Origin of the sequence: Proteus hauseri, from assembly GCF_040139125.1 — a bacterium.
Taxonomy (GTDB): Bacteria; Pseudomonadota; Gammaproteobacteria; order Enterobacterales; family Enterobacteriaceae; genus Proteus; species Proteus hauseri_B.
On sequence record NZ_JBEEUB010000003.1, the window covers coordinates 220,804 to 243,628 of the forward strand.

A 22,825-nucleotide genomic window follows, 5' to 3' on the forward strand; every position below is an offset into this window, starting at 1 on the left:
AGAAGCGAAATCAATCAGCATTCAATCTGAAATCAATAGTAATACGGGCTCATTGAACAATGAGCCCGTAAATTGAACATTATTTGTCCAATTGATTTATATTTATGCGCATATTGCCATCAAGCATTGATGCTTTAGCGCGAATTTTAGCTTCTAATAAATCAATCATATTCGTGTTATCAAGACGCTCTTTTTGTCTGATGCCGTCTTCATAAAAACCACTGCGTGTTTTTGCACCAGTCACACCCAATGTTGATACTTCTGCTTCACCAGGACCATTAACCACACAACCGATAATAGAAACATCCATTGGTGTGATAATATCCTCAAGGCGCTGTTCTAACTCATTAACAGTGCCGATAACATCAAATTCTTGGCGCGAACAAGTTGGACAAGCAATAAAATTAATTCCACGGGAGCGAATGCGCAGCGATTTTAAAATATCGAAACCCACTTTTACTTCTTCGACAGGATCTGCTGCTAACGATATTCTTAATGTATCGCCGATACCTTCAGATAATAAGATCCCAAGACCTATTGCTGATTTTACTGATCCTGCTCTTGCACCACCCGCTTCGGTGATCCCAAGATGCAGTGGCTGATCAATTTTCTTCGCTAATAAGCGATAAGAATCAACAGCAAGAAAAACATCCGATGCCTTAACACTGATTTTAAACTTATCAAAATTTAATCTATCAAGGATATCGACATGACGCATTGCGGATTCTACTAGCGCTTCTGGCGTTGGCTCACCGTACTTTTCTTGAATATCTTTTTCAAGAGAGCCGCCATTAACACCAATACGAATTGGAATATCGTAATCACGGGCACAATCAACAACTTGTCTAATACGCTCTTCGTTACCGATATTACCTGGGTTAATTCGCAAACAATCAACACCATATTCAGCAACTTTTAGTGCAATACGATAGTCAAAATGGATATCAGCAACTAAAGGAACATTAACCTGCTGCTTAATAAGTTTAAATGCCTCAGCGGCATCCATTGTTGGTACAGAAACACGAACAATATCCACCCCTACACGTTCCAGAGCTTTAATCTGGCGAACAGTCGCTTCTACGTCTGTCGTTCGTGTATTCGTCATCGACTGTACCGCGATAGGAGCACCATCGCCAATAGGTACATTACCAACATAAATCCGGGTCGATTTACGACGAATAATAGGTGATTCTTTATGCATTATTAATTCTCCCACGCTTCCATGCTTGCTCAAATAGGTAGTCAGATTAAGCGCTTGGTACTGTTATTTTTGCTATTTTGCCAGTGAAACGACTTAAATCAATTGATTCGCCATTAAACTGTAAGCGAGTTACAGAAGGTGCGCCTATTTTTAGTTTATAAGGTTGCTCACCATTAAATTCCAGACGCTCACCTGCTTTCTTAATACCATTGAATAAGATTTTATTTTGAGCATTACGAATTTCTAACCAACATTCACCATCAAACATAATTACAAGCTGATTAGCGACAGCTACTGATGTAGATGCTGTTTCATCAGTGGCATGAGCACGAGAAGTGGTTGATGTTGTTAGAGGTGATACTGGTAATGGAACAGTTCTTACTTCAGCTGCTGACGTAATTTCTGTAACTGATGGTTTAACAACCTTATTAGTCTGATTATCTACTATTGTAGAGTCAGGCTCTTGTAAATTTTCACCCTCAGATACAGGTGTATTATCTGAAGTAATCACCGGAGAATCTATTGAATTTGAGCTTTCTGCCTGATTATTTTGTTCTATGTTCTGAGATGCCATAGAAACTAATTCTTGTTGATCAGCTTGATGACCTTGCCACCACCAAACACCGACTAACGCAACCATTACAATGAGAATAACCCATGTGATTTTCATTAGCCAACCTTCACGTTTTTTATGTCTTTTGCCTAATGAGTAATTTTGAGTTGTGGTAACTCTAACTTGCTTAACGGGTGCTTGTTGATTGATAAATCCAAGAATTTCACTTTCAGGAACACCGACTAATTTAGAATAAGAACGCATATATCCGCGTAAAAATGTAGGTGCAATATCTGAGGAAACATTATCTGTTTCGATTTCACGAACCGTTGATAACTTCAAACAAAGTCGATCAGCAACAGTTTGTTGTGTTAACCCCATTCTTTCACGAGCTTCACGTAAAAGTTGACCAGCTGTTAATTTCACTTCTTCGGTTTTGTTTTCAGTATTCATTAGCAATCTAGGCACTGTGGCTATGGGATGTTTAACATTGATGAATACGTAAAGCACCCAGTACCTTAACGTTATCACCGCGAATTTTGTGATATATCAGTCTCACTTTGCTGGCAAACCAAATATTCTGGCGGTATATCCTCAATTACTACTCTATTGTTATCTAATAGATTTTGTTCACAAAGGAATTTGCCATAAAGTCTTAATACATTAACATTTACTGGCTTCGACTTCATTGCTAATTTGTAATAATCTAGCGCTTGTATCTTATAGCCTGATAATTGAAATGATAATGCCATTCCTACATTAGCTTGCGGATGTTTTGGCATCACTGAAAGCACTTTTTGAAAATGGTATTGTGCTATTTGGTACTGCTGCTCTGCTAAATAAGCTTCACCTAACTGCAAGCGAGTTGAAACGGCAACACGCTCTTGATTGGCTGATGGTTGACAACCTAATACCAACAACATCAAACCAATAGCTGTTACTAATGATGATATCCTTATCATCGGCCTATTCCTTACGTATTTTCATCCCTGTAACTCTTTGTATTATGATAATTCTATCATTATGCATAACACAAAGAGACGTCCACCAGTATCAGACTGCTTTAACAGAAATTGGTTCACCTTGTTGACGCTTTTTCAGTGTACGTTTAGTACGGTCGATAACATCGCCTGCTAATTGACCACATGCAGCATCAATATCATCACCACGCGTTTTACGAACTATCGTTGTGAAACCATATTCCATAAGTACTTTAGAAAAACGGTCAATACGACTATTAGAACTACGACCATAAGGCGCACCAGGGAACGGGTTCCATGGAATTAAATTGATTTTACAAGGTGTATCTTTTAAAAGATCTGCTAATTGATGAGCTTGTTCGGTACTGTCATTAATATGATCAAGCATGACATATTCAACAGTAACTCGCCCCTGATTTGCATTTGATTTCGCAATATAACGACGAACCCCTTCAAGAAACATTTCAATATTATATTTCTTATTAATTGGCACAATTTCATCGCGAATATCATCAGTTGGAGCATGTAATGAAATAGCAAGTGCGACATCAACCGCATCACCTAATTTATCTAATGCAGGAACAACACCGGATGTTGATACAGTAACTCGGCGTTTAGATAAACCAAAACCAAAATCATCCATCATGATTTCAAGTGCAGGGATAACGTTATTCAGATTAAGTAGTGGCTCTCCCATTCCCATCATAACGACGTTAGTGATAGGACGACGCCCTGTCTCTTTTAATGAGCCAATAATTTTAGCTGCACGCCAAACTTGCCCAATAATTTCAGAAACTTTTAGGTTACGGTTAAACCCTTGTTGTGCCGTTGAACAGAATTTACACTCTAATGCACAACCAACTTGTGAAGAGACACATAATGTTGCACGATCATCTTCTGGAATATACACAGTTTCGACTTGTTGATCGCCAACGGTTATTGCCCATTTAATGGTGCCATCAGTTGATCGTTGCTCTTCAGAGACTTCAGGTGCTTTAATTTCAGCAACTTCTTTTAATTTGGTTCGCAGCACTTTGTTAATATCTGTCATCTGATCAAAATCATCATAACAGTAGTGATACATCCACTTCATAATTTGATCAGCACGAAACGGTTTTTCCCCCATAGAGGCAAAAAACTCTCGCATCTGTTTACGATTTAAATCTAACAGATTAATTTTTGCTTTTTGATTCACAGTATTTTCTTTAGAAACAGCGACAGAAGCGCTTGGCGCTGGAGTTATAGATTGGGACATGACATTGCCTCGTTGTTACACTATGCGGCCTGTGTTAGCCAATTAGCTAACTGGATACTTTATAAAAAAAGACGCCCCGTTAATTCACTAACAGGGCGCCGCATTGTACAGTTTTTCGTATATAGATGCTAATAAATTAGCGAGCGCAAACTTCGCCTTCAGTGAAGAAATAAGCAATTTCACGCGCAGCAGAAGCTTCTGAGTCAGAACCATGTACTGCGTTCTCAGTAAAGCTATCTGCATAATCTGCACGTAATGTGCCAGCTAATGCGTTATCTGGGTTAGTTGCACCCATCAGATCACGGTGGCGTTGAACTGCATTTTCGCCTTCTAATACTTGAACCATGATTGGACCTGAAGTCATAAATTCAACTAATCCGTCAAAGAAAGGACGTCCTTTGTGCTCTTCATAAAAACCTTCTGCTTGTTCGCGAGTTAAATGTAACATTTTAGCGGCAACAATGCTGAAACCTGCACTTTCAAAACGGTGATAGATAGCACCAATAACGTTTTTCTTTACTGCATTAGGTTTGATAATAGAAAATGTGCGCTGAATAGCCATGTCTTACCTCAGATTATTTTATTAATTACGACTTTTTGTTGTCTCTTTTTATCGCAGATCATGGAAGAACGAATCAAAAACCGCATTCCCTGCAAAAATAGTGCCCGATTATAGGAGGATAAAAACAAATTTCCCATATTAATCCCCCTCTTTTTTTAAAAAACTGTGGCAAAAAAGTTATAAATTATCGATCTAATCACATTTTTGCCTTTATTTAGCTTCACTGAATAGAGAATCAAAATAAAATAGAGCAAATTTATTCCATTAATAACAAATCATATTCCATGATAATGACGCCAAAATAGATATAAAAATGGCGATACTCTATTTTATTGAGCATTATTAGTTTAACGGAAAGTAAAATTAACCATATCCGTTTGTCCACTTAAATCGAGCACAGAAAGCTGATATTTGCCTCGTTTCTCTAACAAATAAGAGAAAGTTTGCCCATTATCAGTGCTGCCTATCTGTTCTCCATTTAAAAACCACCACTGAGTACCACTTCCACCTTGTGTAGCAACAATCAACTCTAAACTTGTTTCTCCTGGTAAAGGTCGTAATAAATCACCCGCTCGAATACCTGAAATAAACAGAGGGATACTGTCTTCTTTAATGGGAGGACAAGTGTCAGAAATCGGAGGCAAGCGCTTTGCTCTACGCTCTTTTTCAGGTAGCCATGCTTCTAATGCTATCGGCCATAATGCAATATCTTTTAGCTCTGAATTCGGACAATTTGGTCCTGTGCGCTTACCGTCTTTATCTACCCATATTTTTTCGTTGATACCCAAAATACCTTCTTGGCTCTCATTAAGTAATGTAGGTGGAATGGTGTTATCGAGGATCCAGCTGCGGCGGCTAACTCGGCAGTTGCTATCTTCTTTTAATAATGCTTTACCTGTAGGCCAACAGATAGTTGCAGCAGTAACACTTTTAGGTCTTAAATCTGTTGGTGGACGCTGTTTATTTTGGTAAATATAGCCTGTTAATAGATTATTTACTTGGTTCATAATAGGTACGGCTGTTGCAAAACCAAATTGCCCTACAACAGGTGTACCATCTGGTCTACCAACCCATACACCAATGGTATAACGTGCATTTACACCGATTGACCATGCATCACGATAACCATAACTTGTTCCTGTTTTCCATGCTAACGGAACTACAGGTGAAATAGCATTATCAGGACGGGGACGTGCTTCACCAGCAAGAATACGGCGCACAATCCATGCTGAACCCGGTGACATTAATACTCTATTTTCTATTATTTGCTCAGGTTTAAAACGCAAAGAGGCGGTTTTTCCTTGTCGAGCTAATGCACTAAATGTCGCAACAAGCTCATCCATTCGAGTTGCTGTGCCACCTAAAATAAGTGCTAAATTAGGTTCAGAGCCATAAGGAAAACGCATTTCTAAGTGATTATGGCGTAATTTGGCGGCGAATTTTTTCGCACCATACACTTCGATTAACTGTACTGCTGGTAAATTTAATGAACGACTTAACGCTTCACTAGCACTCACGGCACCATTAAATCCAGAATCAAAATTACCGGGTCGATAATTATCAAACCGACGAGGAACATCCTGTAACAGCGATTCTGCATGTATCAATCCTTCATCCAATGCTAATCCATAGATAAAAGGTTTTAATGTTGATCCTGGAGAACGCCATGCACTAATCATATCCACATGACCAAAACGTTTATTATCATTAAAATCGGCAGAACCGACATATCCTTTTACACTCATGTCCGTATGATCAACAACAAGTATTGCTAGGGATGTTTTATCTGCCAATTGGTATTTCCATTGATTCACAATATCTTCAAGCTGCCTTTGAATATTAATATCAATGGTTGTTGTGATAACAGGTGCTTTCTTTTCGTTATACATCCTACGCGCAAGTAAAGGTGCTAGTTGAGGAGTCTGCCTTGGTGCTAAAAGCACCTGCTCCTCTTTTATTTCATCTACTTTTTCTTGTGACCAAACTTTGTATTCAGCCAATCTATCTAATACTTTATCTCTTGCTGCTTGGGCTCGTTCAGGATAGCGATCAGGTCGTAAACGGCTAGGGGCTTGAGGAAGTACTGCCATTAGCGTTGCTTCACCCGTAGATAAATCAGCGGGCGACTTTCCTAAATATGCCCAACTCGCCGCACCAATACCTTCAAGCGTGCCACCAAAAGGCGCTCGGTTAAGATAGATTTCAAGTATTTCGTCTTTGGAGTAATACCACTCTAATTGTGCAGTGCGCCATAGTTGCTTTAATTTTCCACCTAATGTACGCGAATGGGGATCAATTAAGCGAGCCACTTGCATTGATAAGGTACTTCCTCCTGACACTATTCGCCCTGAGCTCACGTCTTGCCATACAGCACGTAATATTGCCATAGGGTTAACACCAGGATGTTGGTAAAACCAACGGTCTTCATAGGTGATTAAGGCTTGTAAATATTCAGGAGAAACATCAGAAAGCTTAACATGATAACGCCAAACCCCATTTTTATCGGCAAATCGCCAAAGTGGAGTTCCATCTTGTGCTGTCACAATGGTGGCTATTTGTGGTTCAGGATCAGGAAGAGGCCAAATTTTATCGGCTATCCACACCAGAATAGGCGCAGCTAACACAAAAACAATAACGACGGCAATAAACCGTTTATATCCTATTTTCATTCAATAACTCAAAGAAAAAGCCCTTTCCAAAGAAAGGGCTAGGAATACTAAGAATATTAAGGAACAACGTCAATTTTAGCTTCAGTTCTTCCTAATGCACGCCAGTAAGGCACATACATTGATTCTACTTGTGGTGGTGGAACTTGATAGCTTCCCGGTGTAACCGCTCTAGCTAAATACAGCAGAGTTACTGGGCGATATTTATCAACAGAAACTGCAGCAACAAATCTGTCATCTCTATATTCGAGATGTTTGATATTTGCTTGCCCCATATCATCAATCAACTCCTGCAAATCAGCTGCACTATCGCTTAAGCTTGCGCTACTTGATGCCAAGTTTTGATTTTCAATTTCAAGACCTGCTGGCAACAAGTCAACAACCAGAGCATCAGGCACATCTCTATCGGCTGAGACTTCCAGTTTTACTACCAGCATCTCACCACTTTGTAAGCGATTTGGCTGAACGCGATTACCTTTTAAATCATAGTAGCTACGATGAATATTCAACACATTAGCGTAAGGCGCTGGCGCAACTTTTGGATATCCGACAACATTCATTCGTGAATAAATCGTCGCACCACCTCGGTTATTTAACTCTAGCCCTTCTTGTAATTGTGTTGCAGTTAACGCTTCATTTACGGCGCGATCACTGCTTATAGCCGGAATTTGACGATTTACCGCAACTTCCCAAGGCTGCTCAGCCATATTGATAAAGAATCGACCAGCAAGATAGAGAGAATTACTCTCTTGGGTTGAGAACCATTCACGTCCAGTTAAGTTATCAGACAGCGTAACCACACTTGCATCACGTGATTGTGTTTCAAGGTTGTTTTCACTTAATAACGCAATAATCAATGCTTGATCTCGAATAGTACTACCGTAATCGCCCAAACCGTAATTATACTTACGCTCTGTTGTAACACCTTCAGCAATTAGACTTTCAGCACGGCTATTGTCGCCCATCTGTTTTAGTGCAATACCTAATTGAACTAACGCTAAACCACTTCCTGCTTGATTACGTTCAAGATATAAACGACGCAGCTCACCTAATGGTGCTTTTTGCTGACTCGCTAATACTAATGCAGCGTAAGCTCTTGCAGAGAAACGCGCAGCATCTTGGTTTACCGCGTATTCATAGTTAATCAGATTCTTATCTTGCAGGTAGCGTAATAAACGGTCATTAGCACGTTTTAGCGCATCAGCAGGAACTGAATAACCTTGTTGAGAAGCTCGGAATAAGAAATCTGTTGCATATGCAGATAACCAATACTCTTCACGACCACTTTGACTCCATAAAGAGAAACCGCCATCTGCTTTTTGCATTGTTAACAGATGAGTGATCCCCGTTTCAATGGCTAATTTTCTGTCAGCATCAGTTTGTGTTTTTATTCCTAGTTGCTTTAACTCTTTCTCTGTTGAGTAAAGTGAAGGATAAAGACCACTTACTGTTTGCTCTAAACACCCATAAGGATAAGCAAATAGTTCTCTGACATAACGCGCTATTTGTAATGGTGGACGACTCGTCAGTAAAAGCTCGCCTTCTAATGTAGAGGTATTAAAACGATTTAATATCTCTGTTGGTAGACTCCAAGTCTCACCATCTTGCAAAGTACTTGCATAATGCAGCGTTTCAGCTGGATAAGCCGGACGCACACCAATCTTCCATGTATTTTGATAAGGTTTTATCTCTTCACCTGGCACTTTAATACCATAGATAGAGAGTGAGAATTCACCTTGTCCAAAACCATGTTTTGCTTTTACTGGGATTTGGATTTGAGTACGCTCACCTTTGGTTAGTGAAACCGTTTTACTCTCTGCACCCGCTAAACCAACTAAACCAGAAGCGGTATAATTTAAGGTAATTGCCTGTGCATCATCTGTTAAATTAGTTAAATCTAAAGAGAGTAATGCACTATCACCACCCGCCATAAAGCGTGGTAATGAAAGCTGTGTCACTAATGGTGCTGCAATAACAACTTTACCTTCTTGGCTACCAAATTTATCCGCAGTCCAAGCTTGCGCCATCAAGCGAACTTCACCATTAAATTCAGGAATAGGTAAAGAAACTTCACCTTCACCTTGGGCATTTAATTTTACTGGAGCCGTTTGCTGAGCGATGATCTGTACATCTGTTAATGGTTTTTTACCACCACGAGATAGTGCAGCTGCTTCACCACCATCACCACCAAAGCGCAAGCTAGCTAAACGCCCTTCACCTTCAATTAATTGACCATAAACGTCATATTGATCGATGCTATAGCGTTTACGACCAAAGAATGCATCATAAGGATTTGGCGTTTTATAGTCGGTAATATTTAGCACACCCGTATCAACGGCAGAAACCAGCACATTAATATTTTCTGGTAACGGTTGACCTGCAATTGGATTAGCTTTAATGCGGATTTTTAAATCCTGATTTGGACGAATTTTTTCTGGCGCATCAAGAGAAATATCGATACGACGATTTTTATCTTGTAGAGGTAAATGCAAAATACCTACAGCACGTTTTACTGTAGCTTGCTTAGAAGTATCACCCGGTCGAACAACAACAGATGTTAGATACAGGTCATGTCTTGCCCACTCTTTATTAATAGGCACTTCAACATTAAGCCCTTTTTCTGGCACATCAATTTCTTGCCACCATAAAGGACCATCACTTGATTCTAGTAATACATAGCCTTTACCTGAATGCGGTGCAACGATATTTAACTTAACTTTTTCACCCGGTAAGTAGCCTTCTTTATCAAGAGACAGTTTTACTTGGTCAGGTCTTACAGCACCAGTACCACCTGTGTTGTCCATCCATGAATAACCCGCCCAAAAACGTAAACTACTTACAAGTTCGGTTTTAGGATCAACCACTTCAATTCGATAAGAGCCCCACTCCACAGGGAATGCAACTTTAGCAGTACCATCTTTAGCTATTTTGATAGTCTGCTCATCCATTTGCAGATCTTTTTCGTTATAGCCAGACTCCCAACCATTTGAACTAGACCAACGCCAGTAATAGTCATGGCGTTCGTAAATAAATTTCACTTTAAGATCGTTGGCTGGCAATTTTTTACCATCTTGATCCGTGTAAACAATTTCAAACTCAGCCATTGAGTTTTCATCAACACTATAACTGGCTTTATATTTATCGGTACGATAGTCATATACTTCTTTTTTAGGGAAGATAGGACGAATACCAGCAAGATGTGTCGCAGGCCATACTGCTTGCTGATAACGGCGTGTAACCGGTCGTCCACCAGCTTCAAGTAAACTGGCTTGTAAGATAATATTAATTGGTGATTTCAATTCAGCATAACGTTCACTATCAACGCTTAATTCGCTGACACCGTCACTATCAAGATTAAGTTCGAATTCATCTAAAAGACGACTAAAGTTCTCATCTTTAACCTCACCAAATTCATAACCTGGTAATTTACTTACCGCTTCACGAGATGATTTTAAGAACACTTGTCCTTGCAGTCGGTTATCTGCAGCTGGAGCACCATAAAGATAACGCCCTTGGAAATCAAAATAAGCATCATTACCGCTTAATAAGATACCTTTTTTACCCGTTATCTCTAATGCCATACGTTCTGGCATAAAATCTTCAACCTGAAACTCATAAAAACGAGGTGTGCCATCGCCTACATCAAAACGAAGTGTGCGAGTACCCGTGTTTTCATCTTCAGGAATAACCAATTTTAATTGATATAATCCGTTTTCAGGTTGCCAAACCAGACTACGTGAAATTTGACCGTCTGTTTTTAGAAAATCAACTTTAACAGGTTGTTCTTTTATCGGATTACCATCACCATCACGCAATAATGCGTTAACGATTAAGGTTTCGCCTGGGCGATATAAATCACGAGGACCAAATGCAAAAAACTGTTTGTTATAACCTTGAGGTCCACCAATATCGAATTCTGACAGATCAAGCGCAGGTTTACGCAAATCAATCATACTGGTTTGCCCATCACGAATAGCCATTAATAAACGGGCTTCATCACTTTTTTCAAGTGTTGCATGACCTTGGTTATCCGTTTGGGCTTTAGAAATTAAATTACCTTTTTCATCTAATAGACGGATCTCAACTTTACTTAAAGCTGAACCATTTTTTAGTGATTGAGTAAAGATATCAATAGTATTGAGATAGCTGTGCATCGACAGCCCAATATCACTAAACGTGAATACGGTGGCAGGTACGGTGTAAGAGTATTTGCCTGCTTGCTGCATGACAGCAATATAAGCACCCTCTTTTTTCAATGCATCGATAGATCTCAGTGGCAGCAATACATTTTCGCGAGTGTTTTTTTCTGTATTTAACTCAAAACGCCCTGTATAGACTAAATCTGCCTGAGCAAGAAACTCGTCTGATTCCCAATAGTTAATATTAGAACGGTTTTCCCACTGCGTTAAAAATTGCGCTAGTTTGTCTTCTTTAACACGAAAGAAGTTAACATCCACTTGACTAACATTTAATGCCGTAATCGGTAAGCCTTCAGCAGCCTCTAATGGTAGTAATGAGCCTTTACTTGTAAAACCAACAGAAGGAAAAATCTCTTCTGTCGTAAATTTTTGGCTAAATGCTGTCGCTAAAACGCGTTCGTTAATACCTTTGATTTTATCATCAATGGTTAAATTCAGTTCAGTCGAAGGTGGTAAATGGCGGAAACGTAACTCCATTAAGTTATCTGATAATTCCCACGCACCTTCAAGTTTACCTTTTTTAGTATCAACAAGATGAATAACATCATCAAATTTTTGATCAGGATCGAGTGGTACAGAGAAAGTCACCACCATAGTGCTAGCACCATCACGTTGTAATTCAGAAGCATCTAATACGGTGACATCTTTGCCAGCAAAACGTGTTGCTAATTGATTACGTACTTCTTGGCTCGTTAACGCAGTCTCATTTTTAGTTTTGGTTGTTACTGACGTATCTTCACCATTTTGAGTCGTACTATTTGTCGCTTGCTGTTCAGTATTTTTTTGCTCTGATACTTGCGAGTTTGTTGCTTTATCTGATGCAGATGATTCATTTGTATCTTTGTCATCACATCCTGCCAGAGCAAGTGCAGACGCCAATACAACGGCTAGAGAGCACCAACGGTAGCCTCTTTTTTCCGTGTACTGTCTAAATTGACTTTGATTCATACCCTTTTCCTTTAATTCAAACCCTGAATAATGCGATGTTTTATGCAGGCTGAGATAATATATAAAAATGGCGCTTCTAATAAGATAAAAAGTGACAATATCTATTACATTTTATCGGATAATATAGGCTTACTAAGTACCCAATATAGATTTATTTTCACTTTTTTAGCAAAGACCATCTAAAAACAACGTGTTACATATAAATGCAAACAATTTGCTGGTTTAATCATTTCCCCATTATAGGGTAAAAAAAAGCGATATCTGATGAGATATCGCCTAAATTTAATGTGCTAATCTTAAAGATTAACTATTGGAATGCCCTTACGTAAGAAGCCACCAAGTTTGCGTTGATAAAAAGGTGATACATGGTGGATCATAAAATGACTCACACCTTTTTCATCTTTGTTTACAAAGCAAAAATCAATTGATTGACCTTCTTCTAAGTGCTCAAAAGCAGATTCAGCAGCTTGTGGAAGTAACTCAGCAATAATCTCTTCTTCTCCGGTGATCTCTAATCCAATGAGATAAAATGATTCTTCATCTCCAACTTCCTGCGCATTAACAATAAACGCTCTGCGAATAGGCTTATGCTGAATAAAAAACTCACTTAATGCATTTGCCAATTTTTCAGGTTGTGGTTCTAGAACACTTAATTTTAAAGAAGAACCTTCAACAGCAACAATTTCTTGTGTCTCAAATTGCTCAGATACAGCCATAACAAACTCCAAATCAAATAACGTTTATTTTTATTTTGCTTTTGCTAATAACAAGTTAGCGATAGAACGAACACCATAACCTGTTGCACCTGCCGCCCATTGCTCTACAGAAGATTTTCTGTAAGTTGCAGAACAATCGATATGTACCCAACCTTTTTTATAGTTAGTTACAAAATGCGATAAGAATGCCGCAGCTGTACTTGCACCCGCAGTATGAGAAGGTGCTGCAATATTATTCAGATCTGCAAAGCTTGAAGGTAGCTGACTACGATGGAAATCAGCTAATGGTAAGCGCCAAAACAGCTCATTTTCTTGGTCAGCACTATTTAGTAATTCAGCAGCAAGATTATCATCGAAGCTTAAAATAGAGTGATAGTCATTACCTACCGCTACCTTTGCTGCACCTGTTAAGGTTGCTGCATCAATAATTAATTCAGGAGCAATATTGCTTGCATCAATAAGACCATCAGCCAGTACTAAGCGACCTTCAGCATCTGTATTCATTATTTCAACAGATTTACCATTACGATAACGAATGATATCGCCTAGTTTAAAGGCATTACCACTTACCATGTTATCAGCAATACATAGCAGTAATTTTACACGTTTGTTTAAACCACGAGTCATCGCTAATGCTAAAGCACCTGCTAATGTTGCTGCACCGCCCATATCTGCTTTCATTGAGTTCATGGATGATGAAGGTTTGATGCTATAACCACCTGAATCAAAAGTGATGCCTTTACCTACAAGGCAAGCAAATACAGGTGCATTAGGATCTTGGGTAGGATTAAAATCTAGCGATAAATAGACAGGATCACGTGAAGAACCACGACCTACTGTGTAGATACCAGCATAGTTTTGATCTCGTAGATCAGCGCCTTTAGTGATTTTGTAACTAATTTCGTCTTTATCAAGACCGCAGAATAGATCAACCGTGCGTTGTGCTAATTGTTCAGGCCCTAACTCTTCTGCTGGTGTATTAATGGTATCTCTAACCCAATCAACAATGCGAATACGTGATTCTAATTCGTGTTTATCCGCGTCGTCTAATTGTGGCCACTCTATTGAGCGTGCCCCTTTTGGTGCTCTAAATCCTAACCAAAATGCCCAGCTACGTTCTAAATCCCAACCATCACCAACAAGAGCAACATTGCGAATGCCTTGGCTATCGATTTTACGTCCACCACGCTGAATTGCGCCTAATCGATTTTCTTCAGTTAAATGGACAGTCATGCCAGTTTCGTTAGTGCTAATTAGTGCTTTTTCACCCCAACATGCTGATGCAGGTTCATTAGACAGCATGATAGGCATTATTTGTTTGTTCATTTATTATCTCACTTATTATTACTGGTGGCAGTTAACCCACCCAGACTAGCAGATATTTACCTTTCAGAGTTATTAATTTACGGCAAAAATAGAAAGGACACTATATCTATCAGGGCTTCTCGGAGGCTTGCATTATGTTCTACGTACAATATCGCAAAACAAGATTCAATTACTTCCCTAGTTCTAGTTATTTTATCTTGGTAAATAGCGAGTTATTATCATAGCCATAAATAAAAAGACTGGCATCAGCCAGTCTTTAGAATGCAATTATTGCTGCACTACTTACTCAAATTCGTCCAACCACACTAAAAGGATCGCTTCGAGAACTTTTTCATTTGATTTTTGTGGATCATCATCAAAATCATCTAGTTCACAAATCCATTGGTGCATATCAGTAAAGCGAACCGTTTTAGGATCAGTATCAGGATAGAGATCAAATAAGGCTTCCCCTATTTCTCGGGTATCACTCCATTTCATATTTATCTCCTAAAATCAGTGTTCTCTAGCATGGTTAATCGTATATTTAGGTATCTCAACGACTAAATCTTCATCTGTCACTTTTGCCTGACAACTTAGACGGCTTTCGGGTTCTAATCCCCATGCTTTATCTAGCATATCGTCTTCAAGCTCTGAGCTCTCTTCAAGAGAATCAAAACCTTCACGGACAACACAGTGGCAAGTGGTACATGCACATGACATTTCACAAGCATGTTCTATCTCAATGCCATTACGTAACGCGACATCAAGAATAGATTCACCTTCAGTGGCTTCAACAACGGCACCTTCCGGGCAAAGTGTGCTATGGGGTAAAAATACAATTTTAGGCATAGTTATATCTCATCCACAGAATGACCTGCCAACGCTTGGCGAATGGAGCTATCCATACGGCGCGCTGCAAAATCCTGAGTTTGCTTATCCAGTTGTTTAATAGCGTTTTCAATCGCGACAGGATCTGTCCCTTCAACGCTTTCTATTAAGGTATCTACCATTTTGTCGATAGCAGTTTTCTCATCTTCATTTAAGAGATGAGCATCTTCTTCTAATGCTGCGGTTAAACTTTCTAACACACGAGCTGCTTCAACTTTTTGCTCAGCAAGGCGACGAGCTTGTAAATCTTCTTGGGCATTTTCCATCGAAGATTGGATCATCTTAGCGATTTCAGTATCACTAAGACCATAAGACGGTTTAACTTGTACAGAGGCTTCAACACCCGTTGATTTTTCCATAGCACTCACGCTCAATAAGCCGTCAGCATCAACTTGGAAAGTCACACGAATATGCGCACCACCTGCCGCCATTGGAGGAATACCTCGCAATGTAAAACGAGCCAGAGATCGGCAATCGCTTACCATTTCACGTTCACCTTGCACGACATGAACACTCATTGCCGTTTGACCATCTTTAAACGTGGTAAATTCTTGTGCTCTTGCAACAGGAATAGTGGTATTACGAGGAATAACCTTCTCGACTAATCCACCCATGGTTTCTAAACCAAGAGAAAGTGGAATAACATCAAGAAGTAGCATATCGCTATCAGGTTTATTTCCCACTAAAATATCAGCTTGGATTGAAGCGCCTATCGCAACGACTTTATCAGGATCAATCGAAGTAAGCGGTTCACGCTTAAAATAGTCACCAACCATTTGACGAACTAAAGGAACACGAGTAGAACCACCAACCATAACGACTTCTAGCACATCATCAATTTCAATATCAGCATCTTTCAGTGCTCGACGAACAGATAGTAGTGTACGTTTAACTAATGAGTGGATCAGCGATTCAAATTCAGCGCGGGTGATCTCACCTTTCCAACCATTAATATTGATAGCAGCGACATCATTATCACTTAAGGCAATTTTTGTTTCTGATGCAATATCCAGCAATTGGCGTTGTAATATGGCATTTTTTTGATGACCAAAGCCTGCACGCTCTCTTATCCAATCAGCAAGCATCATATCAAAGTCGTCACCACCTAAAGCGGTATCACCACCTGTAGCTAAAACTTCAAAAACACCTTTGGTTAAGCGTAAAACAGAGATATCAAAAGTACCACCACCTAAGTCATAAACCACGATGGTGCCTTCTTTTCCTGAATCTAAACCATAAGCTATTGCAGCAGCAGTAGGCTCATTAAGTAGGCGCAAAACATGTAATCCAGCGCGGCGTGCTGCTTCTTTAGTACCTTGACGCTGTGCATCATCAAAATAAGCAGGCACCGTAACAACAACACCATCAAGTTCACCACCGAGTGATTGGACTGCACGATCAGCAAGCGCTTTAAGGATGTCAGAGGAGACTTGGATAGGATCAACAATACCTGCGGGTGTTTTAATCAGCGGTAAGCCATTTTCATTATCATGAAAGTGGTAAGGTAAATTTGGATAACGGCTAGTCACATCACTTAATGAACGGCCTAACATACGTTTTATCGAGCTAATAGTATTTGCAGGGTCTTTTTCAGCTTCTTTTTTTGCCTTCCAACCTACATTAATATTATCAACCTGATACTGCACAACAGATGGCAATAAATAGCGACCTTCGTTATCAGAAAGCGCTTCGGCTTGCCCACTACGTACAGTGGCAACTAACGAGTGTGTCGTTCCTAAATCGATACCCGCAGCAAGTCTACGCTGATGTGGCGCAGGAGTTAGACCTGGTTCGCTAATTTGTAATAATGACATAACAATTTCCCTTAAAAACCATCAAACAGGCGTTCTTCTAAATGCTCTACTTGCTCTTTCAACTTAGCTAGAAAACGTAATTTTCTAACATTATCAGCAGCAGCATCCCAATTTTGGCTATCTAGCGTTTTCACCATTTCGTCATGACGTATTGTGTACATTTTTTCTAGACGAGAGGTAAAATCAGCCAGTAAATTCTCAGCATCAATACTGTGTTCAATATTATCCAACTCTTCACGAAGCATGAGTTGCTCCATTAGAAATGCAGTGTCGTGCATAGTTTGCTGCTCATTTGCAATATCAATGCCTTGCAACGAAAGCATATACTCTGCTCTAGAGAGAGGATTTTTTAAGGTCTGATAAGCCTGATTGATTGTTGAAGCAAGGGAAATAGCTTGAGTCTGTTCTTTTTCTGATTTACCAGCAAAACGATCAGGATGATATTGACGTTGCATATCCTGATAACGTGACGCAAGTTGCTGTTTATCAATATCAAAACGATTAGGCATGCCTAATAGTGTGAAATAGTCCATACATCTACTCTTGGATTAATTAACGTTAATACCGTGTTTTAACACAAATTACACAGTAAAGCTTTCACCACAACCGCACTCATTTGAAACGTTAGGGTTGTTAAACTTAAAGCCTTCGTTTAATCCTTCCTTGACAAAATCAAGCTCTGTTCCATCTAAATAGACAATGCTTTTCCCATCAATGATAACTTTCACACCTTTGTCTTCAAAAACGGTATCTTCGTCATTGATGATATCAGCAAACTCAAGAACATAAGCCATTCCTGAACAGCCTGATGTTCTAACACCTAAACGCAAACCTTCGCCTTTACCACGATTAGACAAGAAAGAGCGAACTCGATTCGCAGCGGATTCTGTAAGGGAAATTGACATGGCACACCTCACTCATAAAGAACGAAAGCGGATACTGAAAAGTTATCTTCAGCATCCGCCAATATTTTATTTTTTTATTATAAAAGACAATTACTTGCCTTGGCGTTTGCTTTTATAGTCTGCAATCGCTGCCTTTATCGCATCTTCTGCAAGAATTGAACAGTGAATTTTCACTGGTGGCAATTCGAGTTCTTCTGCAATAGCGGTATTCTTAATAGATTCTGCTTCGTCTAATGTCTTGCCTTTCATCCATTCAGTCACTAATGAACTTGAAGCAATTGCTGAACCACAACCATAAGTTTTAAAACGCGCATCTTCAATTACGCCATTATCATCAACTTTGATTTGTAGCTTCATTACGTCACCACAAGCGGGTGCGCCAACCATACCACTACCTACTGTAGGATCGTTGTTATCAAATGATCCCACGTTACGAGGATTTTCATAATGATCAATTACTTTATCGCTATAAGCCATGATTTAACTCCTGAAAACGTCTGATTAATGGTGAGACCATTCGATACTGTTGATATCAACACCTTGTTTATGCATATCCCAAAGTGGTGAAAGATCACGTAAGCGACCAATTGCACTATGGATTTGTTCAATTGCATAATCTATTTCTTCTTCTGTAGTGAAACGACCTAAAGAGAAGCGAATAGAACTGTGTGCTAATTCATCAGTAAGACCCAAAGCACGCAGAACATAAGAAGGCTCTAAACTTGCTGAAGTACATGCCGAACCGGAAGAAACAGCAAGGTCTTTCAGTGCCATCATTAATGATTCACCTTCAACATAGTTGAAGCTCACATTAAGGATATTTGGCGCGGTGTGTTCTAAAGAGCCGTTGATATAAACTTCTTCAATATCTTTAATACCATTCCATAAACGTAAGCGTAATTCATTCAAACGTTTAGTTTCATCAGCCATTTCTTCTTTCAAAATACGGTAAGCTTCACCCATACCCACAATTTGGTGAACGGCTAATGTGCCTGAACGCATACCACGCTCGTGTCCACCACCATGCATTTGTGCTTCTAAGCGAATACGTGGTTTACGGCGAACATAAAGCGCACCAATACCCATAGGTCCGTATACTTTATGTGCAGAAAGAGAGAGTAAATCGACTTTTAATTTAGAAAGATCGATAGGTAATTTACCAACGCTTTGTGTCGCATCTACATGGTAAATAATACCTTTGCTACGGCATAATTCACCGATAGCAGCAATATCTTGAACCACACCAATTTCGTTATTTACATGCATAATAGAAACTAAAATAGTATCTTCACGCATAGCTTCTTCAAGCTCTTTCAGGTCGATAAGACCATCACGTTTTGGTGCTAAATAAGTAACTTCAAAACCTTCACGTTCTAATTGACGGCAAGTATCTAAGATAGCTTTATGTTCAGTTTTAGACGTGATGATGTGTTTGCCTTTCTTTTGATAAAAGTTAGCAACACCTTTTAATGCAAGGTTATCAGCTTCAGTTGCGCCTGATGTGAAAACGATTTCGCGAGGATCTGCACCAATTAAATCAGCAATCTGATTACGGGCAATATCAACCGCTTCTTCTGCTTGCCAACCAAAGCGATGTGAACGCGAGGCTGGGTTACCAAAAATACCGTCCATTGTCAGACATTGCATCATTTTTTCAGCAACTCGTGGATCAACAGGAGTGGTTGCTGAATAATCTAAATAAATGGGTAATTTCATTGCTCACTAACTCCAAAGACGACGAATCTTCTTTAATAATTTTGTTTTTTGCCTACTCAAAAATCGCCGTTACACACGCATATTAATAATGGTTTCTTGTACACGGCCATTGAGCGTCCGACGTTTTTCATTGTCTTGACGGTCGGCAACATCCATAACCTCTTCGTTATTCACTAACTCTTCAAGGCTGATACTGCTAAGAAAACTGGTAATACGATCACTTAAATCACGCCACAAAGTATGAGTCAGGCAACGGTCGCCACCTTGACAGCCTTCTTTGTTACCCTGACAACGGGTAGCATCGACAGATTCATCAACCGCAGAAATAACTTGAGCAATAAAAATTTGCCCAGCTTCACGACCTAGTAGATATCCGCCGCCAGGGCCGCGAACACTTGCAACTAGCTCGTTTCTGCGCAAACGTGAAAAAAGCTGCTCAAGATAAGAAAGGGAAATCCCTTGACGCTCAGAAATATCAGCGAGGGGGACAGGGCCTTGCTGTGAGTGCAATGCAACATCAAGCATCGCAGTAACGGCATAACGCCCTTTTGATGTCAGTCTCATAACAAATACTCCGTGGTGAACAATAATCAAATTGTGTCATTCCTGAGTATTTTAGTCAACTATTTATCTGAGTGTTTTAGTCAAGTATTCAGTTCAGAGAATTAGTCGCTTTTGTTAATCAACTTTGCCCTCTATTTCTTAGCCCATTTCTCAACAGAAGTCAGAATGCCACGTAAGATATGAAGCTCTTGTGTTTCTGGGCGAGCACGCGTAAATAGACGGCGTAAACGGCTCATGATTTGTCCTGGATGTTTAGGACGAATAAATCCAGACTCATTAAGTACCTGCTCTAAGTGAACATAAAAGCGTTCAATATCTTCTGCTGGCGGATACTCAGTCTCTGATGGACTATTTTCCTCTTGTTTCCCTTCTTGAGCAAGTGCTGCCATGCGAATTTCATAACAAACAAGCTGAACAGCCATCGCTAAATTTAAAGAACCATATTCTGGGTTAGTTGGAACATACAGATGAAAATCACATTTTTGTAATTCTTCGTTAGTTAAACCTGTACGTTCACGACCAAAAATAACGGCAACCGGTTTGTTTGCCGCTTCAACAACACAACGCTCACCACATTCGCGTGGTGCTAACATTGGCCAAGAAAGGGTACGGCTACGAGCACTGGTGCCGATAACTAATCCACAACCTTCAATTGCTTCATCGATAGACTCAACAATATGTGCATTGCCAATAACATCACTTGCACCTGCAGAAAGTGCAATAGAATGTGAATCCGGTTTTTCTTTTGGATTAACAAAATAGAGATTAGTTAATCCCATCGTTTTCATCGCTCGGGCTGCAGAGCCCATATTGCCTGTATGAGAGGTTTCTACCAGGATAATACGAATATTTTCTAACATTGATATCTAATTGTTTGCTTGGTGATCCATCTATTTTATCACAAATGTAGCCAGAAACACGAATGCCTGTTATACTCTGGCACGTTTTTTATCCCCGTTCTTTAACATCTTGTGGAAGATAACCATGCATCCGATGCTGAATATTGCCATACGCGCTGCGCGTAAGGCTGGTAATTTAATCGCCAAAAGTTACGAAAATCCTGCTTCTGTTGAAGCGAGCCAGAAAGGCAGCAATGATTTTGTCACTAACGTTGATCGTGAAGCTGAACAAGCAATCATTGAAATTATTCGTAAATCTTATCCAAAACACACCATTATTACAGAAGAAAGTGGCGAGTTAATCGGTGAAGATTACGATATACAATGGGTTATTGATCCGCTAGATGGCACTACTAACTTTATCAAACGTCTTCCACACTTCTCTGTTTCTATTGCTGTACGCATTAAAGGCCGTACTGAAGTGGCTGTTGTCTACGATCCTATGCGTAATGAGCTATTCTCATCCGTTCGTGGTCAAGGTGCACAGCTAAATGGTTATCGTCTACGTGGTTCAAATGCGCGCGATTTAGAAGGTGTTGTACTGGCAACTGGTTTTCCATTTAAATGTAAACAGCACTCAGCCGCTTATATTAATATGCTAAGTAAATTATTTGTTCCTTGTGCTGATTTCCGTCGCTCAGGGTCTGCTGCATTAGATTTAGCTTATGTTGCTGCAGGTCGTGTTGATGGCTATTTTGAAATTGGTTTAAAACCATGGGATTTCTTAGCGGGCGAATTAATTGCTCGTGAAGCAGGCGCAATTGTTTCTGACTTTACTGGCAACCACGGTTACCTTCAAACTGGTAATATTGTTGCAGGTAATCCACGTGTAGTAAGAGCATTATTAGCAGAAATTCGTAGCGAATTAACAGACGCATTAAAACGTTAATTTTGTTAATGCGAATACGCGCTAAAGAATAAAATAAAAGACCATGGCAGATAATGTCGTGGTCTTTTTTCTTATCGATATTCTTATTGATAATTATTTTACTGTCAGTAATGCATTTACAGAGAGTTGGCTTATTTCTTGGGCTATATCTGTTAAGAGTGAATTTGATATTTCTTGCTTATCAAGCCGCAATAAAAATGCTTTTCTAGCAATTACAAAACCTAAAATCTGCCCTATTACTGCATGTGCACGAATAGTTATTGTGGATGTAGTACTGTTTTTATCTATCAGCATAATAATATTCGAAAGCCGATAATGAAAAGGTTCAATAAGGTTACGATAGATTAATTCATAATTTTCTGTTGGTTCTAGTTGCTCACGTAAAATCAATTGGCTGTAATATTTTCGTTCCGGTGCTAATAATGCACGACAAAGACCTGTAGCTAATAAAGTAATAAGCTGAGCAATGGACTCTTTATTTGGCTTTGGTGCTTCTAACAGTGGCTGAAATTGAAGGTCAAATTGTTCAAAATGGATCTCTGCAGCTAATTCTGTAGCAATATGCTGAATAACTGCGGTATATACACCTAGCTTTCCACCAAAATGATAAGGAATAGCTGATTGATTAACACCAGCATCCTGCGCAAGTTGTCGCGTTCTTAGTCCACTAATGCCATGTAATGCAAAAAGTTTTATTCCTTCTTCCACTAATCGCTGTTGTGTTTGCTCTGCACTTACGGAGGTTTTGCTGGTGTTTTTCATTAT

The 22,825-nt window shown here is 39.5% G+C and carries 20 protein-coding genes; 1 reads left to right on the forward strand and 19 read right to left on the reverse strand.

Annotated features, from left to right (window positions below; all coding sequences use genetic code 11):
* Nucleotides 1-79: 79 nt before the first annotated feature.
* The 18 genes from ispG to trmJ form a co-directional block, all read right to left on the reverse strand.
* On the reverse strand, nucleotides 80-1,201 hold the full coding sequence (gene ispG, locus ABN099_RS06925; protein ID WP_349462917.1) for a flavodoxin-dependent (E)-4-hydroxy-3-methylbut-2-enyl-diphosphate synthase: 1,122 nt from the start codon (nucleotides 1,199-1,201) through the stop codon (nucleotides 80-82).
* A gap of 46 nt (nucleotides 1,202-1,247) precedes the next feature.
* A complete protein-coding gene (gene rodZ / locus ABN099_RS06930) occupies nucleotides 1,248-2,207 on the reverse strand; it encodes a cytoskeleton protein RodZ (RefSeq protein ID WP_349462918.1) in 960 nt (319 codons plus the stop codon).
* Nucleotides 2,208-2,281: 74 nt separating this feature from the next.
* A complete protein-coding gene (locus ABN099_RS06935; RefSeq protein WP_349462919.1) occupies nucleotides 2,282-2,716 on the reverse strand; it encodes a hypothetical protein in 435 nt (144 codons plus the stop codon).
* Between the two features lie 91 nt (nucleotides 2,717-2,807).
* Entirely contained in the window at nucleotides 2,808-3,989 is a 1,182-nt protein-coding gene (locus ABN099_RS06940; RefSeq protein WP_349462920.1) for a bifunctional tRNA (adenosine(37)-C2)-methyltransferase TrmG/ribosomal RNA large subunit methyltransferase RlmN, read from the reverse strand.
* A gap of 136 nt (nucleotides 3,990-4,125) precedes the next feature.
* Nucleotides 4,126-4,551 (reverse strand): nucleoside-diphosphate kinase, encoded by a 426-nt coding sequence (gene ndk / locus ABN099_RS06945; protein WP_349462921.1) that lies wholly within the window; start codon nucleotides 4,549-4,551, stop codon nucleotides 4,126-4,128.
* Nucleotides 4,552-4,898: 347 nt separating this feature from the next.
* Nucleotides 4,899-7,220 (reverse strand): peptidoglycan glycosyltransferase PbpC, encoded by a 2,322-nt coding sequence (gene pbpC, locus ABN099_RS06950; protein WP_349462922.1) that lies wholly within the window; start codon nucleotides 7,218-7,220, stop codon nucleotides 4,899-4,901.
* Nucleotides 7,221-7,276: 56 nt separating this feature from the next.
* Complete coding sequence (locus ABN099_RS06955) at nucleotides 7,277-12,364, reverse strand: alpha-2-macroglobulin family protein (protein WP_349462923.1); 5,088 nt, start codon at nucleotides 12,362-12,364, stop codon at nucleotides 7,277-7,279.
* A gap of 296 nt (nucleotides 12,365-12,660) precedes the next feature.
* Nucleotides 12,661-13,080, reverse strand: coding sequence for an enhanced serine sensitivity protein SseB C-terminal domain-containing protein (locus tag ABN099_RS06960; RefSeq protein ID WP_349462924.1), 420 nt, complete (start codon nucleotides 13,078-13,080; stop codon nucleotides 12,661-12,663).
* 30 nt (nucleotides 13,081-13,110) lie between these two features.
* On the reverse strand, nucleotides 13,111-14,406 hold the full coding sequence (gene pepB, locus ABN099_RS06965; protein WP_349462925.1) for an aminopeptidase PepB: 1,296 nt from the start codon (nucleotides 14,404-14,406) through the stop codon (nucleotides 13,111-13,113).
* A gap of 282 nt (nucleotides 14,407-14,688) precedes the next feature.
* Complete coding sequence (iscX, locus tag ABN099_RS06970; RefSeq protein ID WP_432807485.1) at nucleotides 14,689-14,883, reverse strand: Fe-S cluster assembly protein IscX; 195 nt, start codon at nucleotides 14,881-14,883, stop codon at nucleotides 14,689-14,691.
* A gap of 15 nt (nucleotides 14,884-14,898) precedes the next feature.
* Nucleotides 14,899-15,234, reverse strand: a complete 336-nt coding sequence (gene fdx / locus ABN099_RS06975; protein WP_349462926.1) for an ISC system 2Fe-2S type ferredoxin — start codon at nucleotides 15,232-15,234, stop codon at nucleotides 14,899-14,901.
* Between the two features lie 2 nt (nucleotides 15,235-15,236).
* Nucleotides 15,237-17,087: a Fe-S protein assembly chaperone HscA gene (hscA, locus tag ABN099_RS06980; RefSeq protein ID WP_349462927.1), complete on the reverse strand. Its 1,851-nt coding sequence runs from the start codon at nucleotides 17,085-17,087 to the stop codon at nucleotides 15,237-15,239.
* An 11-nt stretch (nucleotides 17,088-17,098) separates the two neighbouring features.
* Entirely contained in the window at nucleotides 17,099-17,620 is a 522-nt protein-coding gene (hscB, locus tag ABN099_RS06985) for a co-chaperone HscB (RefSeq protein WP_349462928.1), read from the reverse strand.
* A gap of 48 nt (nucleotides 17,621-17,668) precedes the next feature.
* Nucleotides 17,669-17,992: an iron-sulfur cluster assembly protein IscA gene (gene iscA / locus ABN099_RS06990; protein WP_349462929.1), complete on the reverse strand. Its 324-nt coding sequence runs from the start codon at nucleotides 17,990-17,992 to the stop codon at nucleotides 17,669-17,671.
* A gap of 90 nt (nucleotides 17,993-18,082) precedes the next feature.
* Entirely contained in the window at nucleotides 18,083-18,469 is a 387-nt protein-coding gene (iscU, locus tag ABN099_RS06995; protein ID WP_023581622.1) for a Fe-S cluster assembly scaffold IscU, read from the reverse strand.
* Nucleotides 18,470-18,493: 24 nt separating this feature from the next.
* On the reverse strand, nucleotides 18,494-19,708 hold the full coding sequence (locus tag ABN099_RS07000; RefSeq protein WP_349462930.1) for an IscS subfamily cysteine desulfurase: 1,215 nt from the start codon (nucleotides 19,706-19,708) through the stop codon (nucleotides 18,494-18,496).
* A 69-nt stretch (nucleotides 19,709-19,777) separates the two neighbouring features.
* Nucleotides 19,778-20,272 carry a Fe-S cluster assembly transcriptional regulator IscR gene (gene iscR, locus ABN099_RS07005; protein WP_349462931.1) on the reverse strand — a complete coding sequence of 165 codons (495 nt, stop codon included), beginning with the start codon at nucleotides 20,270-20,272 and terminating at the stop codon, nucleotides 19,778-19,780.
* A 131-nt stretch (nucleotides 20,273-20,403) separates the two neighbouring features.
* The gene (gene trmJ, locus ABN099_RS07010; protein ID WP_349462932.1) at nucleotides 20,404-21,132 is read right to left on the reverse strand and encodes a tRNA (cytosine(32)/uridine(32)-2'-O)-methyltransferase TrmJ; all 729 of its coding nucleotides are present in this window, start codon (nucleotides 21,130-21,132) and stop codon (nucleotides 20,404-20,406) included.
* A gap of 124 nt (nucleotides 21,133-21,256) precedes the next feature.
* Here trmJ and suhB point away from each other — a divergent pair, with 124 nt between their 5' ends.
* A complete protein-coding gene (suhB, locus tag ABN099_RS07015) occupies nucleotides 21,257-22,060 on the forward strand; it encodes an inositol-1-monophosphatase (RefSeq protein WP_349462933.1) in 804 nt (267 codons plus the stop codon).
* Nucleotides 22,061-22,153: 93 nt separating this feature from the next.
* On the opposite strand, the gene ABN099_RS07020 is transcribed toward suhB, so the two are convergent.
* The gene (locus ABN099_RS07020) at nucleotides 22,154-22,822 is read right to left on the reverse strand and encodes a CerR family C-terminal domain-containing protein (RefSeq protein WP_349462934.1); all 669 of its coding nucleotides are present in this window, start codon (nucleotides 22,820-22,822) and stop codon (nucleotides 22,154-22,156) included.
* Nucleotides 22,823-22,825: the final 3 nt, after the last annotated feature.

What these genes read in the sequence shown, in the direction of transcription:
- pepB (WP_349462925.1), bottom strand. Translation starts at nt 14,406, where the DNA reads ATGAACAAACAAATAATGCCTATCATGCTGTCTAATGAACCTGCATCA.
- iscU (WP_023581622.1), bottom strand. Translation starts at nt 18,469, where the DNA reads ATGGCTTATAGCGATAAAGTAATTGATCATTATGAAAATCCTCGTAAC.
- ndk (WP_349462921.1), bottom strand. Translation starts at nt 4,551, where the DNA reads ATGGCTATTCAGCGCACATTTTCTATTATCAAACCTAATGCAGTAAAG.
- ABN099_RS06960 (WP_349462924.1), bottom strand. Translation starts at nt 13,080, where the DNA reads ATGGCTGTATCTGAGCAATTTGAGACACAAGAAATTGTTGCTGTTGAA.
- pbpC (WP_349462922.1), bottom strand. Translation starts at nt 7,220, where the DNA reads ATGAAAATAGGATATAAACGGTTTATTGCCGTCGTTATTGTTTTTGTG.
- hscA (WP_349462927.1), bottom strand. Translation starts at nt 17,087, where the DNA reads ATGTCATTATTACAAATTAGCGAACCAGGTCTAACTCCTGCGCCACAT.
- iscR (WP_349462931.1), bottom strand. Translation starts at nt 20,272, where the DNA reads ATGAGACTGACATCAAAAGGGCGTTATGCCGTTACTGCGATGCTTGAT.
- ABN099_RS07000 (WP_349462930.1), bottom strand. Translation starts at nt 19,708, where the DNA reads ATGAAATTACCCATTTATTTAGATTATTCAGCAACCACTCCTGTTGAT.
- iscA (WP_349462929.1), bottom strand. Translation starts at nt 17,992, where the DNA reads ATGTCAATTTCCCTTACAGAATCCGCTGCGAATCGAGTTCGCTCTTTC.
- iscX (WP_432807485.1), bottom strand. Translation starts at nt 14,883, where the DNA reads ATGAAATGGAGTGATACCCGAGAAATAGGGGAAGCCTTATTTGATCTC.
- trmJ (WP_349462932.1), bottom strand. Translation starts at nt 21,132, where the DNA reads ATGTTAGAAAATATTCGTATTATCCTGGTAGAAACCTCTCATACAGGC.
- fdx (WP_349462926.1), bottom strand. Translation starts at nt 15,234, where the DNA reads ATGCCTAAAATTGTATTTTTACCCCATAGCACACTTTGCCCGGAAGGT.
- rodZ (WP_349462918.1), bottom strand. Translation starts at nt 2,207, where the DNA reads ATGAATACTGAAAACAAAACCGAAGAAGTGAAATTAACAGCTGGTCAA.
- ABN099_RS06935 (WP_349462919.1), bottom strand. Translation starts at nt 2,716, where the DNA reads ATGATAAGGATATCATCATTAGTAACAGCTATTGGTTTGATGTTGTTG.
- suhB (WP_349462933.1), top strand. Translation starts at nt 21,257, where the DNA reads ATGCATCCGATGCTGAATATTGCCATACGCGCTGCGCGTAAGGCTGGT.
- ispG (WP_349462917.1), bottom strand. Translation starts at nt 1,201, where the DNA reads ATGCATAAAGAATCACCTATTATTCGTCGTAAATCGACCCGGATTTAT.
- ABN099_RS06940 (WP_349462920.1), bottom strand. Translation starts at nt 3,989, where the DNA reads ATGTCCCAATCTATAACTCCAGCGCCAAGCGCTTCTGTCGCTGTTTCT.
- ABN099_RS06955 (WP_349462923.1), bottom strand. Translation starts at nt 12,364, where the DNA reads ATGAATCAAAGTCAATTTAGACAGTACACGGAAAAAAGAGGCTACCGT.
- hscB (WP_349462928.1), bottom strand. Translation starts at nt 17,620, where the DNA reads ATGGACTATTTCACACTATTAGGCATGCCTAATCGTTTTGATATTGAT.
- ABN099_RS07020 (WP_349462934.1), bottom strand. Translation starts at nt 22,822, where the DNA reads ATGAAAAACACCAGCAAAACCTCCGTAAGTGCAGAGCAAACACAACAG.